Origin of the sequence: Klebsiella oxytoca (genome assembly GCF_009707385.1) — a bacterium.
Taxonomy (GTDB): Bacteria; Pseudomonadota; Gammaproteobacteria; order Enterobacterales; family Enterobacteriaceae; genus Klebsiella; species Klebsiella oxytoca_C.
In genome coordinates this window covers 1,659,290-1,675,329 of sequence record NZ_CP046115.1, presented here as the reverse complement: position 1 = coordinate 1,675,329, position 16,040 = coordinate 1,659,290, and the positions used below count along the sequence as shown (strand labels likewise).

13 protein-coding genes and 7 tRNA genes are annotated in these 16,040 nt (G+C 51.4%); 18 read left to right on the top strand and 2 right to left on the bottom strand.

Annotated elements, in window-relative coordinates; translation table 11 throughout:
• The first annotated feature begins 60 nt into the window (after nucleotides 1-60).
• The 7 genes from GJ746_RS07770 to GJ746_RS07740 all read left to right on the top strand — a co-directional run bounded on the left by GJ746_RS07770 (nucleotide 61) and on the right by GJ746_RS07740 (nucleotide 841).
• Nucleotides 61-137 (top strand) — tRNA-Met (locus tag GJ746_RS07770).
• Nucleotides 138-147: 10 nt separating this feature from the next.
• Nucleotides 148-232 (top strand) — tRNA-Leu (locus tag GJ746_RS07765).
• A 34-nt stretch (nucleotides 233-266) separates the two neighbouring features.
• A tRNA-Gln gene (locus GJ746_RS07760) sits at nucleotides 267-341 on the top strand.
• Between the two features lie 36 nt (nucleotides 342-377).
• Nucleotides 378-452: transfer RNA gene (locus tag GJ746_RS07755), tRNA-Gln, on the top strand.
• A 22-nt stretch (nucleotides 453-474) separates the two neighbouring features.
• Nucleotides 475-551 (top strand) — tRNA-Met (locus GJ746_RS07750).
• A gap of 105 nt (nucleotides 552-656) precedes the next feature.
• A tRNA-Gln gene (locus GJ746_RS07745) sits at nucleotides 657-731 on the top strand.
• A 35-nt stretch (nucleotides 732-766) separates the two neighbouring features.
• Nucleotides 767-841, top strand: a tRNA-Gln gene (locus GJ746_RS07740).
• Nucleotides 842-948: 107 nt separating this feature from the next.
• Here GJ746_RS07740 and ubiF read toward each other — a convergent pair.
• On the bottom strand, nucleotides 949-2,124 hold the full coding sequence (gene ubiF / locus GJ746_RS07735) for a 3-demethoxyubiquinol 3-hydroxylase (protein WP_154679673.1): 1,176 nt from the start codon (nucleotides 2,122-2,124) through the stop codon (nucleotides 949-951).
• 209 nt (nucleotides 2,125-2,333) lie between these two features.
• Here ubiF and miaB point away from each other — a divergent pair, with 209 nt between their 5' ends.
• The 11 genes from miaB (at nucleotide 2,334) to GJ746_RS07680 (ending at nucleotide 15,430) form a co-directional block, all read left to right on the top strand.
• Nucleotides 2,334-3,758: a tRNA (N6-isopentenyl adenosine(37)-C2)-methylthiotransferase MiaB gene (miaB, locus tag GJ746_RS07730; protein ID WP_154679672.1), complete on the top strand. Its 1,425-nt coding sequence runs from the start codon at nucleotides 2,334-2,336 to the stop codon at nucleotides 3,756-3,758.
• 144 nt (nucleotides 3,759-3,902) lie between these two features.
• Complete coding sequence (locus tag GJ746_RS07725) at nucleotides 3,903-4,949, top strand: PhoH family protein (protein WP_004100205.1); 1,047 nt, start codon at nucleotides 3,903-3,905, stop codon at nucleotides 4,947-4,949.
• Entirely contained in the window at nucleotides 4,946-5,413 is a 468-nt protein-coding gene (gene ybeY / locus GJ746_RS07720) for an rRNA maturation RNase YbeY (RefSeq protein WP_154679671.1), read from the top strand. Before GJ746_RS07725 ends, ybeY begins: the two co-directional genes overlap by 4 nt.
• A 98-nt stretch (nucleotides 5,414-5,511) precedes the next feature.
• Nucleotides 5,512-6,390, top strand: coding sequence for a CNNM family magnesium/cobalt transport protein CorC (gene corC / locus GJ746_RS07715; protein WP_154679670.1), 879 nt, complete (start codon nucleotides 5,512-5,514; stop codon nucleotides 6,388-6,390).
• 22 nt (nucleotides 6,391-6,412) lie between these two features.
• Nucleotides 6,413-7,951 (top strand): apolipoprotein N-acyltransferase, encoded by a 1,539-nt coding sequence (lnt, locus tag GJ746_RS07710; protein WP_154679669.1) that lies wholly within the window; start codon nucleotides 6,413-6,415, stop codon nucleotides 7,949-7,951.
• A 365-nt stretch (nucleotides 7,952-8,316) separates the two neighbouring features.
• On the top strand, nucleotides 8,317-9,228 hold the full coding sequence (locus GJ746_RS07705; RefSeq protein WP_154679668.1) for an amino acid ABC transporter substrate-binding protein: 912 nt from the start codon (nucleotides 8,317-8,319) through the stop codon (nucleotides 9,226-9,228).
• Nucleotides 9,229-9,391: 163 nt separating this feature from the next.
• Nucleotides 9,392-10,132 carry an amino acid ABC transporter permease gene (locus GJ746_RS07700; RefSeq protein WP_154679667.1) on the top strand — a complete coding sequence of 247 codons (741 nt, stop codon included), beginning with the start codon at nucleotides 9,392-9,394 and terminating at the stop codon, nucleotides 10,130-10,132.
• Nucleotides 10,132-10,806, top strand: coding sequence for a glutamate/aspartate ABC transporter permease GltK (gene gltK, locus GJ746_RS07695; protein WP_154679666.1), 675 nt, complete (start codon nucleotides 10,132-10,134; stop codon nucleotides 10,804-10,806). The genes GJ746_RS07700 and gltK overlap by 1 nt, the downstream gene beginning before the upstream one ends.
• Nucleotides 10,806-11,531, top strand: coding sequence for an amino acid ABC transporter ATP-binding protein (locus GJ746_RS07690; protein ID WP_154679665.1), 726 nt, complete (start codon nucleotides 10,806-10,808; stop codon nucleotides 11,529-11,531). Before gltK ends, GJ746_RS07690 begins: the two co-directional genes overlap by 1 nt.
• A 382-nt stretch (nucleotides 11,532-11,913) precedes the next feature.
• A complete protein-coding gene (locus GJ746_RS07685) occupies nucleotides 11,914-13,587 on the top strand; it encodes a ShlB/FhaC/HecB family hemolysin secretion/activation protein (protein ID WP_154679664.1) in 1,674 nt (557 codons plus the stop codon).
• Between the two features lie 58 nt (nucleotides 13,588-13,645).
• Nucleotides 13,646-15,430 carry a filamentous hemagglutinin N-terminal domain-containing protein gene (locus GJ746_RS07680; protein WP_154679663.1) on the top strand — a complete coding sequence of 595 codons (1,785 nt, stop codon included), beginning with the start codon at nucleotides 13,646-13,648 and terminating at the stop codon, nucleotides 15,428-15,430.
• An 88-nt stretch (nucleotides 15,431-15,518) separates the two neighbouring features.
• Here the strand turns inward: GJ746_RS07680 and GJ746_RS07675 are convergent, their stop codons facing one another.
• The gene (locus tag GJ746_RS07675; protein WP_154682667.1) at nucleotides 15,519-16,001 is read right to left on the bottom strand and encodes a zinc ribbon-containing protein; all 483 of its coding nucleotides are present in this window, start codon (nucleotides 15,999-16,001) and stop codon (nucleotides 15,519-15,521) included.
• Nucleotides 16,002-16,040 lie beyond the last annotated feature (39 nt).

Here is a 16,040-nt window from a genome sequence, read left to right as displayed (position 1 = left end):
TTCAAGGCTCAATACGCATAATGCGCCCCGCAACGCCGATAAGGTAACGCGAAAAAAGATGGCTACGTAGCTCAGCTGGTTAGAGCACATCACTCATAATGATGGGGTCACAGGTTCAAATCCCGTCGTAGCCACCATCTTTTTTTTGCGGGAGTGGCGAAATTGGTAGACGCACCAGATTTAGGTTCTGGCGCCGCAAGGTGTGCGAGTTCAAGTCTCGCCTCCCGCACCATTTACTCTTTCGCGTTGTCAGTAAAAGATGTTGTTGGGGTATCGCCAAGCGGTAAGGCACCGGTTTTTGATACCGGCATTCCCTGGTTCGAATCCAGGTACCCCAGCCATATTTCTTCGATATTTGCGGTTCACCGCGACGGTATTGGGGTATCGCCAAGCGGTAAGGCACCGGTTTTTGATACCGGCATTCCCTGGTTCGAATCCAGGTACCCCAGCCATCGAAGAATGCAGTAATGTTTTGGCTACGTAGCTCAGCTGGTTAGAGCACATCACTCATAATGATGGGGTCACAGGTTCAAATCCCGTCGTAGCCACCATACAAAGGAATTATTGATTCACTTCGATAAATCCAGAAAGTGTGGGAGTATCGCCAGGCTGTAAGGCATCGGTATGACTCCGGCACAAGCCAGACAAAATAAAATTGGGGTATCGCCAAGCGGTAAGGCACCGGATTCTGATTCCGGCATTCCGAGGTTCGAATCCTCGTACCCCAGCCAATTTTAAAAGTCGTCCACTCTGTGGGTGCGCCCGTTGGGGTATCGCCAAGCGGTAAGGCTCTGGTTTCTGATACCAGCATTCCGAGGTTCGAATCCTCGTACCCCAGCCATCTAATAGCAAAAAGCTCGCTTCGGCGAGCTTTTTGCTTTCCGTCATTTACCTCTCATACGCGACTCCATTTCCCGGCTTAACCTTCGTCAGCCGGGTAAATCGGGCTTACAGTCCTAATGCGTATTTCAGCGCCTGGCGTTTCAATCCACCCGCGCGTTCGGCCGCCATCAACCCTAGATTTCGTAACATCCGTACCGGCGGCAAATCGTTGCTGAATCCGGCGTAAAACAGATCCATCCCCGACTGCATAATAAAGTTGTCAGCCTGACGTCGCCTCTGGTACCGCTTGAGCACCGGCAGACTGGCCCACTCTTCGCCGTGCGCTTTAGCCCTGCCCAGAATATCCAGCAGCGCATCGACATCGCGATAGCCCAGATTAACTCCCTGCCCCGCCAGCGGATGGATAGTGTGCGCAGCATCGCCGACCAGCGCCAGCCCCGGACGAACATACTGCAAAGCATGACGGCGGGTTAGCGGGAATGCGCCAGCGCACAGCGGCGTTACCTCCCCCAGTCTCGACGGGAAGTGGCGGATAATTTCCTGCTGCAGCTGAGACATGCTCATTCCCTGCAGCTGGCGGATCCTCGCCGGCGTGTCGTACCACACCAGCGAAGCCCAATGATCGAATAGCGGTAGAAACGCCCGTGGCCCCGCAGGCGTGAACTGCTGCCAGGTGCTGTCGCCGGGCTCATCAGCGCACTGCACGCTTATCAACATACAGGACTGTTGATACTGCCATGCATGGATACCAATCCCGGCAAGCTGCCGCACCTGCGAACTGGCGCCGTCCGCGCCCACCACCAGCCGCGCATCAATCTGGCTGCTATCGGTCAGCGTGACGGAAGTGTGCGTTGCTCCACGCCGCATCTCCTGGAGCGATGCCCCGACCCGCAGAGAGATAAGTTCATGGGCTTCCAGCGCCTGCCATAAAGCAAGCTGCAGGACGTTATTCTCCACCATATAGCCCAGTTCAGGCAGCTTTAGCTCGGCGGCGTTAAAAACGACATGCGCGCTCTCCCACTCCCAGGTCTCCAGCTGACGGTACGCATGCGCGCGCATTGACCGCACGCTATCCCAGACGCCCAGGCTTTTCAGCAATCCTACCGATGACGCGCTGATTGCCGAAATACGCACGTCAGGCGTTGAAGAGGCATCAAAAGCCGGAGGTGCGTTTTTTTCAATAACCGTCACCGTAAAGCCCTGCTGCGCCAGGCCGAGCGCCAGGGCGCCGCCAACCATTCCGCCGCCGACGATGACGACATCTGTTGCATGAATTGTCATGGCTATTATCCTTAAACCTGAATCGCCTAAGTTTACCGGATTTTTATTCGCCTTGTGGTGATAACGGTCGTACTGGTCAGGGAGCGGTCAAAGCATTACAATACGCGCCCTGCAATCCTGGCTTTATATCCGTCACCCTTCACACTGCAGAGCATCATCCGGTGAAGACGCTGACTTTGGGTATACCTATATTAAGCATGAGCAAGTCGATGACAAAAAAACTCCATATTAAAACCTGGGGCTGTCAGATGAACGAATACGATTCATCAAAGATGGCCGATCTGCTGGATGCCACACACGGGTATCAACTCACCGAAGTGGCGGAAGAAGCAGATGTGCTGCTGCTCAATACCTGCTCAATCCGTGAGAAGGCCCAGGAAAAAGTTTTCCATCAGCTAGGACGCTGGAAGCTGCTGAAAGAGAAAAATCCCAACCTGATTATCGGCGTTGGCGGCTGCGTAGCCTCTCAGGAAGGCGACCATATTCGCCAGCGCGCACATTACGTCGATATTATTTTTGGGCCGCAGACCCTGCACCGTCTGCCGGAAATGATCAACTCCGTCCGCGGTAACCGCAGCCCGGTCGTCGATATCAGCTTCCCGGAAATCGAAAAATTCGATCGCCTGCCGGAACCGCGCGCTGAAGGCCCAAGCGCCTTTGTTTCCATCATGGAAGGCTGCAATAAATACTGCACCTACTGCGTGGTGCCTTATACCCGCGGTGAGGAAGTCAGCCGTCCAAGCGACGATATCCTGTTTGAAATCGCTCAGCTTGCGGCTCAGGGCGTGCGCGAAGTTAACCTGCTCGGGCAGAACGTGAACGCCTGGCGCGGGGAAAACTACGACGGTAGCACCGGCAGCTTTGCCGATCTGCTGCGGCTGGTTGCGGCTATCGACGGAATCGACCGGATCCGCTTTACTACCAGCCATCCGATCGAATTCACCGACGATATCATTGAGGTTTATCGCGATACGCCAGAGCTGGTCAGCTTCCTGCACCTGCCGGTACAGAGCGGTTCCGACCGCGTGCTGAACCTGATGGGACGAACCCACACTGCGCTGGAATATAAAGCGATTATCCGCAAACTGCGCGCGGCGCGTCCGGATATTCAGATTAGCTCCGACTTCATCGTGGGCTTCCCTGGCGAAACCACCCAGGATTTCGAGCAGACCATGAAGTTAATCGCCGATGTGAATTTCGATATGAGCTACAGCTTCATCTTCTCTGCGCGCCCGGGAACCCCGGCGGCCGACATGGTCGATGACGTACCGGAAGAAGATAAGAAGCAGCGTCTGTATATTCTGCAGGAGCGTATCAACCAGCAGGCAACGGCCTGGAGCCGCCGTATGCTCGGCACCATACAGCGTATTCTGGTAGAAGGCACCTCGCGTAAGAGCATTATGGAGCTGTCTGGCCGCACCGAGAATAACCGCGTGGTCAATTTCGAAGGCTCGCCTGAGATGATTGGTAAGTTTGTCGATGTCGAAATTACCGACGTCTGGACAAACTCATTGCGCGGTAAAGTGGTGCGCACCGAGGACGAAATGGGTCTGCGCATCGCGGAAACTCCGGAGTCGGTGATTGCCCGTACCCGTAAAGAAAACGATCTGGGCGTCGGTATTCATCAGCCATAATCCTTTCAGGCCTGCCGGCTCCGGCAGGCCTTGTATTTCCTCTCCTGAACCCAATATCTACAGCGATGCTTGCGCCATATTCCGATGACGTGAATAATTTCCTGACCGGCTACCTTCCGGCTATCTATGTATAAGAGGAACAGTTTGAATACAGACACTCGCGAAATCACCCTTGAGCCCGCAGACAACGCCCGTCTGCTGAGCCTGTGCGGCCCGTTTGATGACAACATTAAACAGCTGGAACGCCGTCTCGGCATCGAGATTAACCGTCGTGACAACCACTTTAAACTGACAGGTCGGCCGATTTGCGTCACCGCTGCGGCCGATATCCTGCGCAGTCTGTACGTCGATACCGCGCCGATGCGCGGCGAAATCCAGGATATCGAACCGGAGCAAATTCATCTGGCAATCAAAGAAGCCCGCGTTCTGGAGCAAAGCGCCGAAAGCGTGCCGGACTACGGCAAAGCCGTCAATATCAAAACCAAGCGTGGGGTTATTAAGCCGCGTACGCCGAATCAGGCGCAGTACATCGCCAATATTCTTGACCATGATATTACCTTCGGCGTCGGCCCTGCCGGGACCGGGAAAACCTACCTGGCGGTCGCCGCAGCGGTAGACGCGCTGGAGCGCCAGGAGATCCGCCGTATTCTTCTGACCCGTCCGGCGGTAGAGGCCGGCGAAAAACTGGGCTTCCTGCCCGGCGATCTGAGCCAGAAAGTGGATCCATACCTGCGTCCGCTGTATGACGCGTTGTTTGAGATGCTTGGCTTCGAGAAGGTTGAAAAGCTTATCGAGCGTAACGTCATTGAAGTCGCGCCGCTGGCCTATATGCGCGGTCGTACGCTAAACGATGCGTTTATTATTCTTGATGAAAGCCAGAACACGACTATCGAGCAGATGAAAATGTTTCTGACTCGTATCGGCTTTAACTCCAAAGCGGTCATCACCGGCGACGTCACGCAGATTGACCTGCCGCGCAGCACCAAATCCGGCCTGCGCCACGCGATTGAAGTCCTGGCGGAAGTCGATGAGATCAGCTTTAACTTCTTCCACAGCGAAGACGTCGTGCGCCATCCGGTGGTCGCCCGCATCGTTAACGCCTATGAAGCATGGGAAGAAGCGGACCAAAAACGTAAAGCAGAACTGGCCGCCGAGCGCAAACGCGAAGCCCAGGAACAGGAGCATAAATGAGTCAGGTCATACTCGATTTACAGCTGGCTTGTGAAGATAACGGCGGAATGCCGGATGAAGCCCAGTTTCAGCGCTGGGTCGATAGCGTTATCCCGCAGTTCCAGGAGGAGTCGGAGCTCACGATTCGTCTGGTTGATGAAGCGGAAAGCCACGAGCTGAATCTGACCTATCGCGGGAAAGACAAACCGACCAACGTGCTGTCCTTCCCGTTCGAAGCCCCACCGGGCATCGAAATGCCGCTGCTTGGCGATCTGGTCATCTGCCGTCAGGTGGTTGAACAAGAAGCAAAAGAGCAAGGTAAACCGCTGGAGGCGCACTGGGCGCATATGGTTGTCCACGGTAGTCTGCATCTTTTAGGCTATGACCATATTATTGATGAAGAAGCGGAAGAGATGGAATCCCTCGAAACAGAGATAATGCTTGCTCTGGGCTATGAGGATCCGTACATTGCCGAGAAGGAATAACCTGTTGCCGGCTTTGCCGGCGACTGGCCGCTATGCCGGGCGCTGAGTATACGCGTGACGTGCGACGATTTAACTAACATGAGAACCCATACGACGCCATGAGCGACGACAATTCACACAGTAGCGACACAGTAAACAGCAAAAAGGGATTCTTCTCCCTGTTACTCAGCCAGCTTTTTCACGGTGAACCCAAAAACCGTGATGAACTGCTGGCGCTGATCCGTGATTCCGGGCAAAACGACCTTATCGACGAAGATACGCGCGATATGCTCGAAGGGGTAATGGATATCGCCGACCAGCGCGTCCGCGACATCATGATCCCCCGCTCGCAGATGATTACCCTGAAACGCAACCAGACTCTGGACGAGTGCCTCGATGTGATCATCGAATCCGCCCACTCGCGTTTCCCGGTGATCAGCGAAGATAAAGATCACATCGAAGGGATTCTGATGGCCAAAGATCTGCTGCCGTTTATGCGCAGCGATGCCGAAGCCTTCAGCATGGAAAAAGTGTTGCGCCCGGCGGTCGTTGTACCTGAAAGCAAGCGGGTTGACCGCATGCTGAAAGAGTTCCGCTCCCAGCGTTATCATATGGCTATCGTTATCGATGAGTTTGGCGGCGTCTCAGGCCTCGTGACCATTGAAGACATCCTCGAGCTAATCGTCGGTGAAATTGAAGACGAATATGACGAAGAAGAAGATATCGATTTTCGTCAGCTGAGCCGCCACACGTGGACGGTGCGCGCTCTGGCCTCCATAGAAGACTTCAACGAAGCCTTCGGCACCCACTTCAGCGACGAAGAAGTTGATACCATTGGCGGCCTGGTGATGCAGGCGTTTGGTCATCTGCCTGCCCGCGGCGAGTCAATCGACATTGATGGTTACCAATTCAAGGTCGCAATGGCTGACAGTCGACGTATTATTCAGGTACATGTAAAGCTTCCTGATGATGCCCCGCAGCCGAAGCTGGAAGATTAATCCAACGGGACGATTAACCTAAATGGTATTTGCCTCTCTTATTGAACGCCAGCGCGTACGTCTGCTGCTGGCGCTGTTATCTGGAGCCAGCGGAACGCTGGCTTTTTCACCTTATGACTTCTGGCCAGCGGCGATTATTTCGTTAATTGGTCTGCAAGGTTTAACCCTCAACCGCCGTCCCTTGCAAAGCGCCGCAATTGGCTATTTCTGGGGACTGGGGCTTTTCGGATCCGGTATTAACTGGGTCTACGTCAGCATCGCGCAGTTTGGCGGCATGCCCGGGCCCGTCAACGTTTTTCTGGTTGTGCTACTGGCCGCATATCTCTCCCTTTATACCGGTTTATTCGCCGGTATTCTTTCACGCCTTTGGCCGAAAAGCAGCTGGATACGCGTCGCCATCGCCGCGCCGGTGGTGTGGCAAATTACCGAATTTCTGCGCGGCTGGGTACTGACCGGCTTTCCGTGGCTGCAGTTCGGCTACAGCCAGATTGACGGCCCGCTAAAAGGCCTGGCTCCGGTGATGGGCGTCGAGGCGATTAACTTTCTGCTGATGCTCGTCAGCGGCCTGCTGGTATTAGCTATCGCCCAACGCAGCTGGAAGCCGCTACTCGCCGCCGCTGTGCTGTTCCTCCTCCCCTTCCCGCTGCGCTACATTCAGTGGTATCAACTGTTGCCGGAGCGCGCGACCACGGTTTCGCTGGTACAGGGCGATATCCCTCAGGCGATGAAGTGGGATCAGAACCAGCTACTCAATACTCTGAAAACCTATCTGGATCTTACCCAGCCGCACATGGGTAAATCACAGCTCATCATCTGGCCGGAGTCCGCGATACCGGATCTGGAAATTAATCAGCAGCCATTCCTCAGCATGATGGACGACCTGATGCGGTCGAAAAACAGCTCGCTGATTACCGGCATTGTCGACGCGCGCCTGAACACGCAGAATCGCTACGATACCTACAACACCATTATTACGCTGGGCAAAGATAATCCTTACCGCTACGACTCAAAGAACCGTTACAACAAGAACCATCTGGTACCATTCGGTGAATTTGTGCCTCTGGAGTCGATTCTGCGTCCGCTGGCGCCGTTCTTCGATCTGCCCATGTCCTCTTTCAGCCGCGGGCCGTACGTGCAGCCCCAGCTGGTGGCGCATAATATGCGTCTGACGGCGGCCATCTGCTACGAGATCATTCTTGGTGAACAGGTGCGGGATAACTTCCGCCCGGATACCGATTTTCTGCTGACCATCTCTAATGACGCATGGTTCGGTAAATCTATCGGCCCGTGGCAGCACTTCCAGATGGCGCGGATGCGCGCGCTGGAGCTGGCCCGCCCGCTGCTGCGCAGCACCAATAACGGTATTACCGCCATCATCGGCCCACGCGGTGACATTCAGGCGATGATCCCGCAGTTCACCCGAGCGGTATTGACCAGCAAAGTCACTCCGACTTCAGGGCTGACGCCGTATGCTCGTACGGGTAACTGGCCGCTGTGGGCGCTGACTGCCCTGTTTGGCTTTGCTGCGCTGCTGATGAGCCTACGTCAGCGCCGTCAATAATTCCCGCCTTTCTTATCTGCCGCGGCGACGTTCATCGCCGCGGCCACCTCCCCTTTTCGTTCCATTTTGGCACGACCATTGCTTAATAAACTGATGTCGCACTGCGATCCTTAGGGGTACAACCCGGTTGCACCACCATCGATCAACAAGCTGCGCTATTTTGGTGCAATGGGGAATTTTTGCCTTTAAATGGTGCGGCGCGCTTCGCAAAAACCAACAATATAAGAGCAAAATCTTTACATTAACCCAAACTAAATGCTAACAAACACATACAAATGCTGCCCGCAAAGACGGCAGCAATAAAAAACACACATTCACAATGGGTATCAATAGCGTCAGACGGCGCTGAGGATAAGGAGTCGGATATGCAATTACGTAAACTGGCCGCAGCAATGCTGGTCATGGGACTGACCGCCGTTGCGGCGCATGCGGAAGATGCGGCACCAACAGCTGGCCAGAGCACTCTGGATAAAATTGCCAAAAACGGCGTTATCGTCGTCGGTCACCGTGAATCATCCGTTCCGTTCTCTTACTATGACAATAAACAGCAGGTCGTTGGCTACTCTCAGGACTACTCGAATGCGATTGTCGATGCCATTAAGAAGAAACTGAACAAACCGGATCTGCAGGTAAAACTGATCCCGGTGACCTCACAGAACCGTATCCCGCTGCTGCAAAATGGCACCTATGATTTCGAATGCGGCTCCACCACCAACAACCTTGAACGGCAAAAACAGGCTGCCTTCTCCGACACTATTTTCGTCGTCGGCACCCGTCTGCTGGTGAAAAAAGGCGGCGCAATTAAAGATTTCGCGGATCTGAAGGATAAGGCCGTCGTTGTCACCTCCGGTACCACCTCAGAAATTCTGCTGCATAAGCTGAACGACGAGAAAAAAATGAATATGCGTATTATCAGCGCTAAAGATCACGGTGACTCTTTCCGCACCCTGGAAAGCGGCCGCGCGGTGGCCTTTATGATGGACGATGCGCTGCTGGCTGGCGAACGCGCTAAAGCGAAGAAGCCGGATAACTGGGAGATTGTCGGTACGGCGCAGTCTCAGGAAGCCTACGGCTGCATGCTGCGTAAAGACGATCCGCAGTTCAAAACGCTGGTAGATGAGACAATCGCTCAGGCTCAGACCTCCGGTGAAGCTGAAAAATGGTTTGATAAGTGGTTTAAAAACCCGATTCCGCCAAAGAACCTGAATATGAACTTTGAACTCTCTGACGAAATGAAGGCGCTGTTCAAATCACCAAACGACAAAGCTCTTAACTAATTAAAAAAACAAAGGGCGGGAAATCCTGCCCTCCCGATTGTTGCTACGGCGCGGACAGACTATACGGCGGCTGGTCGTTCCCCAGCCGCCGCGAATACCGAAACAGGCTGAGCAACAATCTTCGAGGGTAGCGCTGCTACCCTTTTTTTTCCAGGAGTCATTTATGTCAATAGACTGGAACTGGGGGATATTCCTGCAACAGGCCCCGTTCGGCAACACCACCTATTTAGGCTGGCTATGGAGTGGTTTTCAGATCACCGTCACCCTGTCGGTAACGGCCTGGATTATCGCATTCTTTGTAGGGTCGCTATTCGGTATCCTCCGTACGGTCCCTAACCGTCTGCTATCCAGCATCGGCACCTGTTACGTTGAACTTTTTCGTAACGTTCCGCTGATCGTACAATTTTTTACCTGGTATCTGGTGGTGCCTGAGCTACTGCCGGAAAACCTCGGTATGTGGTTTAAGTCCGAGCTGGATCCTAATATTCAGTTCTTCGTTTCCTCTATGCTGTGTCTGGGATTATTTACCGCCGCGCGCGTCTGCGAACAGGTTCGCTCCGGCATTCAGTCCCTACCGCGCGGACAGAAAAACGCCGGACTGGCGATGGGGTTAACGCTACCGCAGACTTACCGATACGTACTGCTGCCCAACGCCTATCGCGTTATCGTGCCGCCGATGACCTCTGAAATGATGAACCTGGTGAAAAACTCAGCCATCGCTTCCACCATTGGGCTTGCCGATATGGCCGCGCAGGCGGGCAAACTGCTGGATTACTCGGCCCATGCCTGGGAATCGTTTACCGCAATCACTCTCGCCTACGTGTTCATCAACGCCGTCATTATGCTGATCATGTACGTAGTCGAGCGCAAGGTCCGCCTGCCGGGCAACATGGGAGGCAAATAATGTACGATTTTGACTGGAGTTCCATTATTCCCTCCATGCCATACCTGCTGGCAGGACTGGTTATCACGCTAAAAATCACCGTGACGGCGATTGTTATCGGGATTGTCTGGGGGACGATTCTGGCCGTTATGCGTCTGTCGAGCTTCCTGCCGCTGGCGTGGTTTGCCAAAACCTACGTTAACGTCTTCCGCTCTATTCCGCTGGTCATGGTACTGCTGTGGTTTTATCTGATTGTTCCGGGCTTTCTGCAAAACGTGCTGGGGCTGTCGCCGAAAACCGATATTCGCCTGATTTCGGCGATGATCGCTTTCTCTATGTTTGAAGCGGCCTACTACTCGGAAATTATTCGTGCCGGTATTCAGAGTATCTCTCGCGGTCAGTCCAGCGCGGCACTGGCGCTGGGGATGACCCACTGGCAGTCTATGAGACTGGTGATTCTGCCGCAGGCCTTTCGCGCCATGGTACCGCTGCTGCTTACCCAGGGCATTGTACTGTTCCAGGATACCTCGCTTGTCTATGTTCTGAGCCTGGCCGACTTCTTCCGCACGGCTTCCACTATCGGCGAGCGTGATGGAACCCAGGTAGAAATGGTCCTGTTTGCAGGCGCCGTATATTTTGTTATTAGCCTCAGCGCATCGCTGTTGGTCAGCTGGTTGAAGAAAAGGACTGTGTAATGATTACCCTGAAAAACGTTTCAAAATGGTATGGTCACTTTCAGGTGCTGACCGATTGCTCCACGGAAGTGAAAAAAGGCGAAGTTGTGGTGGTCTGTGGGCCATCAGGCTCAGGCAAATCCACGCTGATTAAAACCGTCAACGGTCTGGAGCCAATACAGCAAGGTGAAATTATCGTCGACGGTACTAAGGTTAACGACAAAAAGACCAATCTTGCCAAACTGCGTTCCCACGTAGGGATGGTATTCCAGCATTTCGAGCTGTTCCCGCACCTGTCGATTATCGAAAATCTGACGCTGGCTCAGGTCAAAGTGCTCAATCGCGATAAAGCCGCTGCACGGGCAAAAGGTCTGAAGCTGCTGGAACGCGTCGGGCTCGCCGCTCATGCCGAAAAATTCCCTGCTCAGCTCTCAGGCGGGCAGCAGCAGCGTGTGGCCATCGCGCGTGCCTTGTGTATGGACCCAATCGCCATGCTGTTTGACGAACCAACTTCCGCGCTTGACCCGGAGATGATTAACGAAGTACTGGACGTCATGGTTGAACTGGCTAATGAAGGAATGACCATGATGGTGGTGACCCACGAAATGGGTTTTGCCCGTAAAGTGGCGAACCGAGTCATCTTTATGGATGAGGGTAAAATTGTAGAAGACGCCGATAAAGAAGCGTTTTTTGCTAACCCGCAATCAGAACGCGCCAAAGATTTCCTCGCCAAAATTCTGCATTAAGCTTGAGGCGTGCACATAATGTGCACGCCATTTTTTTCTTACTCCCACAAAAAATACTCCCCTCCATATATCTGGCCGTGGCTTAGTACTTCTTAAATAAACATCATCAATATATCTACCCTCTCAAGCAATAATTCATCATTTGAAATGATCAATTCAATATAAATTCAGGCTTGTTATCGTGGATTGGGTAATCCAGCATCGTTAACATAGTGTAGCTATTTACGAAAACAACGAGTACCGAATGCATTTTTAGCTATCTTAAAAAATAAAATTCTTAAGTTTGAATACCCATTAGCCAGCGTGACGATGATCGTCACGTCAGGCCGATCATCCTTAGCGAAAAACAGAACGTTAAAATGAAACAAATGGAAATTGCTTCATGACCAATAGTAAAAAAAACCTGCTGACGACTATTTTGTTTTATTGTTTTTTTTCTTCCTTTACCTTTGCAAATGTTTCGAACAGTAATACTAATCAGATCGAGCGGGATAAAGCGCGTCAGAGCGCATTAAAACCTGAGCAGCAGCATTACCAATCATCACGTTCGGATTCGCATCGCGGAAAAATAGCGTTCCCCGTGGAAACAACCTGTCAATTTATCAGCCACGTCAATATCCTTTCCGAGGACGAAAAGCTCACTCGTCGTCTGTTAAGGAACATCACTATTCAGGCGGAAAACCGATGCTTAGGTATTGAAGGAATACGTCTGCTAACCGCAACCTTACAAAATGAAATGATTGTACAGGGATATATCACCTCCCTTATCGATGTTCCTTCGCAATCGCTGAATGACGGTATTCTGAAAATTAATCTCACCTATGGTCACATTGGGGATATCGCCTTATCGACAAACAACAGTGCGACAACCCACCTCTGGAACTCAATGCCTTCGGAGAGAGGAGATATCTTAAAACTGACCGATCTTGAACAGGGTATGGCCAACCTGCAGCGGTTGCCAGGTTCATCAGCCCATATGAAAATTGTGCCCGGCAAAAACAATGCAGAGAGCGACATTCAGATTACGCGCAATCTGGCAAAACAGTGGCAGCTTGCCGCATGGCTGGATGATGCAGGAAGCCGTGCCAGCGGGCGTTATCAAGGGGGCGGCGCACTTTATCTTTATGATTTAACGACTCTCAACGACATTCTTTACCTATCGGCAGGCGGTGATGTTGAGTTCAGCCAGAACAATGACGGCAACCAGAATAATAGCCTCTATTATTCCCTCCCATTTGGATACTGGTCGCTAAGCCTCTATGGCTCACGGAGTCAATATCGCCAGCAGTTTAGAGGTAACTACTCGACTATTGAATACAAAAGCAAGAACCGCTACGCCAGCGCGACTCTGACACGACTGCTGTCACATACCCGACAGCAGAAAACAACGCTTGATGCGCGTATCTCAAAGGGCACATCGCGTTATTATTTCGGCGGAAGTGAGCTGAGCGTCATGCGCAAGCAAAACCCTTTATGGGAAGTCACGTTACGCCAACAGCGCTATTTCACAAATAAAATGATGGAAGCCAGCGTGGGTATACAGCGCAGCTTGCCCTGGCTTAGCTCTATGGCAACCCCGGAAGAAAGAGCAGGACTTTACGACAAGCATTCACGCGTTATCCATGCCGATCTTCAGGCCCTGATGAAATTTGAAATAACAGGGGATAAATTCAGCTACGCACCTCACCTGAACGCGCAATTTAGCCCTGACAGGTTATCCTCCGATAACCAGTTTAATATCGGCAACCGCTGGACGGTACGTGGGTTTGATGGCGAGAATACACTTTCCGGAAATCAGGGATGGTACTGGCGCAATGATTTTATTTGGGATATTGAAATTCCTGAGCAGCAAATTTATTTAGGACTGGATCTGGGTCGAATTATCGGTTCAGAAAAATATAATACAGGAAAAGCAATATCTGGTGCCGTAGGGGGAATTCGTGGAGCAATACTCTCAACACAGTATGACTTTTTTATTGGCACTCCGCTGGGAAAACCTGATGCTTTCCACAGCGACCCTTTAAACCTTGGATTCTCATTACAATGGAGGTATTAACGTATTTATTTAATCCTATCCCCAATCAACACTAATCTATCTTTAAAGGAATACAGGAATGTTTAAATTTAAATTTTCATATGTCGCGCTTGCGGCAGCCCTAAGCTCAAGCTTTGTTTATGCCGATCCGACAACCTATACCCATACATCTGGGGTGAAAGTTATCGATATCGAAAAGCCAAACTCGGCTGGTGTTTCACATAACTTATATCGTGAGTTTGATGTAGCGAGCCATAGCGGCGTAGTTCTTAATAATAGTGCCAGCGATTTAACCCATGATACCTTAGGTAATATTGCCAGAAACAACAATCTGACTAACGGCGGTGCTTCCGTTATTCTGAATGAAGTCACTTCAAATAAGTCGAGCGCACTTAATGGCTTTATCGAAGTCGCGGGCCAAAAAGCCGATGTCATCATTGCCAACCCCAATGGCATCACATGTTCCGGCTGTAGTTTTGTTAACACCAATAAAGCGGTTCTTACTACCGGAAAAGTGAAACTCAGTGACACAGGCGCCATCGCAAGCTATGACGTTACCGGCGGAAAAATCACCGTTGACCCTTATGGAATGAATGCCAGCAATAGCTATGCCGTTCTGCTCGCTGATGCTATCGCAATCAACGGAACAATTAATGCTACCAACGCCATGGTGGGAGCCGGGAACTTCACTTTTAACAACGATACCGGAGCAATGACCTCTGCTGGTAAATCAGCAACGGTAATGCAGATGCTATTCCCTGAATATAGTATCGATATTAGTCATCTAGGCGGCATCAAGGCAAATAGCATTACGATGGTCGGCAACAACTTAGGCTTTGGCGTGCGCAATAAAGGTGCGATCGTTGCTAATGCCAGCCTTGCCATGACCAGTAATGGTTTTCTGAAAAATGAAGGTTCCATCACCAGCAACGGCTTCGTTACTCAGATTGCATCTGCCGGTAATCTGGACAATACCGGGACTATTTCCACAACGAATACCACGCTGGTTAATAGCCTGGCAACAATGTCCAATGAAGGCACCATTTCCAGTACCAGGCAACTTGTTGCCAATGCTTCCGAGGAGTTTGTTAATAGAGGTACCATGGAGGGTACGACTGGTCTCGCGGTAAGCAGCTCAGGTAATGTCACGACTTATTATGGTTCCTATCTCCTTTCTGACGGTCAGTTGGCTGTATCCGCCCTGAACAACATCGACAATGGCGGTTCTATCAGAGGTAACGCAACCAGCGTTAGCTTCGGTGGTAACAGCTTTAAAGTAACAGGTAACCTCTGGGGATATTCTAGCCTTAACGTATTATCCTCACAGAATACGACAATTGGTTCAGGAACCATATTTAACTCCGGAAGAATTTCGGGGAAAGATGTAACCATTCAGACAAATGGCACATTCAATCAGGAAGGCAACGTTATCACCAATGGTTCTTTGTCTATCAAAAGTGGTTCATTAAATAACAGTTATTATATTTCCTCCCCGGAGCTGAATATTGAAAGTAGCTATGTAAAAAATCTGGCCACCATTGATGGTAATAACGTGAATATTAATTCCAGTCAGGGCATCCATAATGAAGGTGAAATTAATGCCATAAATGATATAACCTTAAGCGCTCAAAATGGCAGTAACATTACTAACTATAATAAAATCCAGGCTGGAGGAGTCATGACGCTCAACGCGCGTCAGGTGATCAATGGCGGTTACAGATGTGGTTGGTTCGGTATCAAAAACTGTGGCGTTGGTTTTATCAAAGCCGACAAATTCGTTCTCAACTCATCCCATGCCTATGCTTCAAATATGGGCGGTAATCAACAATTTAAGAGTGCAGAAATAAATACGATCTCTTATTAATTGCCGTGCCTCTAGTACACCATTAATCGTTAGCATTACCGTCTTGTAAACAACGCCCGGTAAATTTCACTTTCACCGGGCGTAAAAATCAAGGTTCAAACGGCCGGCGCTGGAACTGATCGTGACCGCACTTCGGGCAGCGCGGCAGCACATCTGGGGTATAAACCGGCAGATGATAATGGCACTTCTCACACACCAGATTACCCAGCCCTACGACTTCACCGCTGTGATAAACGCCATGGTGGCTGAGATCCTGAAACACCTCGCGCCACTCAAGCTGGGTTTTATCGGTAATATCCGCCAGCTCCTGCCACAGACTCTCTTTAATCACCCGCATGAAAACGCTGTCGGTGAGCTCATCCTGGCTCTCTTCGTAGCTGAGCGCGAACTCTTCCAGATCGCGTCTGACAGCATGAATAACGTTCTCTATTTCGCTCTGCGTTAACTCGCCGGACTGACTAATTTTTGCCCTGGCCTGTCCCACCAGCGCGTCAATATCGCGTTCGCCATTGCGTAACCGCTCGCTGAGGGTTGACACCAGCTCTCGGTAGAATTGAGCAACCTTGTTCATCATTTCGCCTCCGGTGTGGTTAACTATTTCTAATAATAG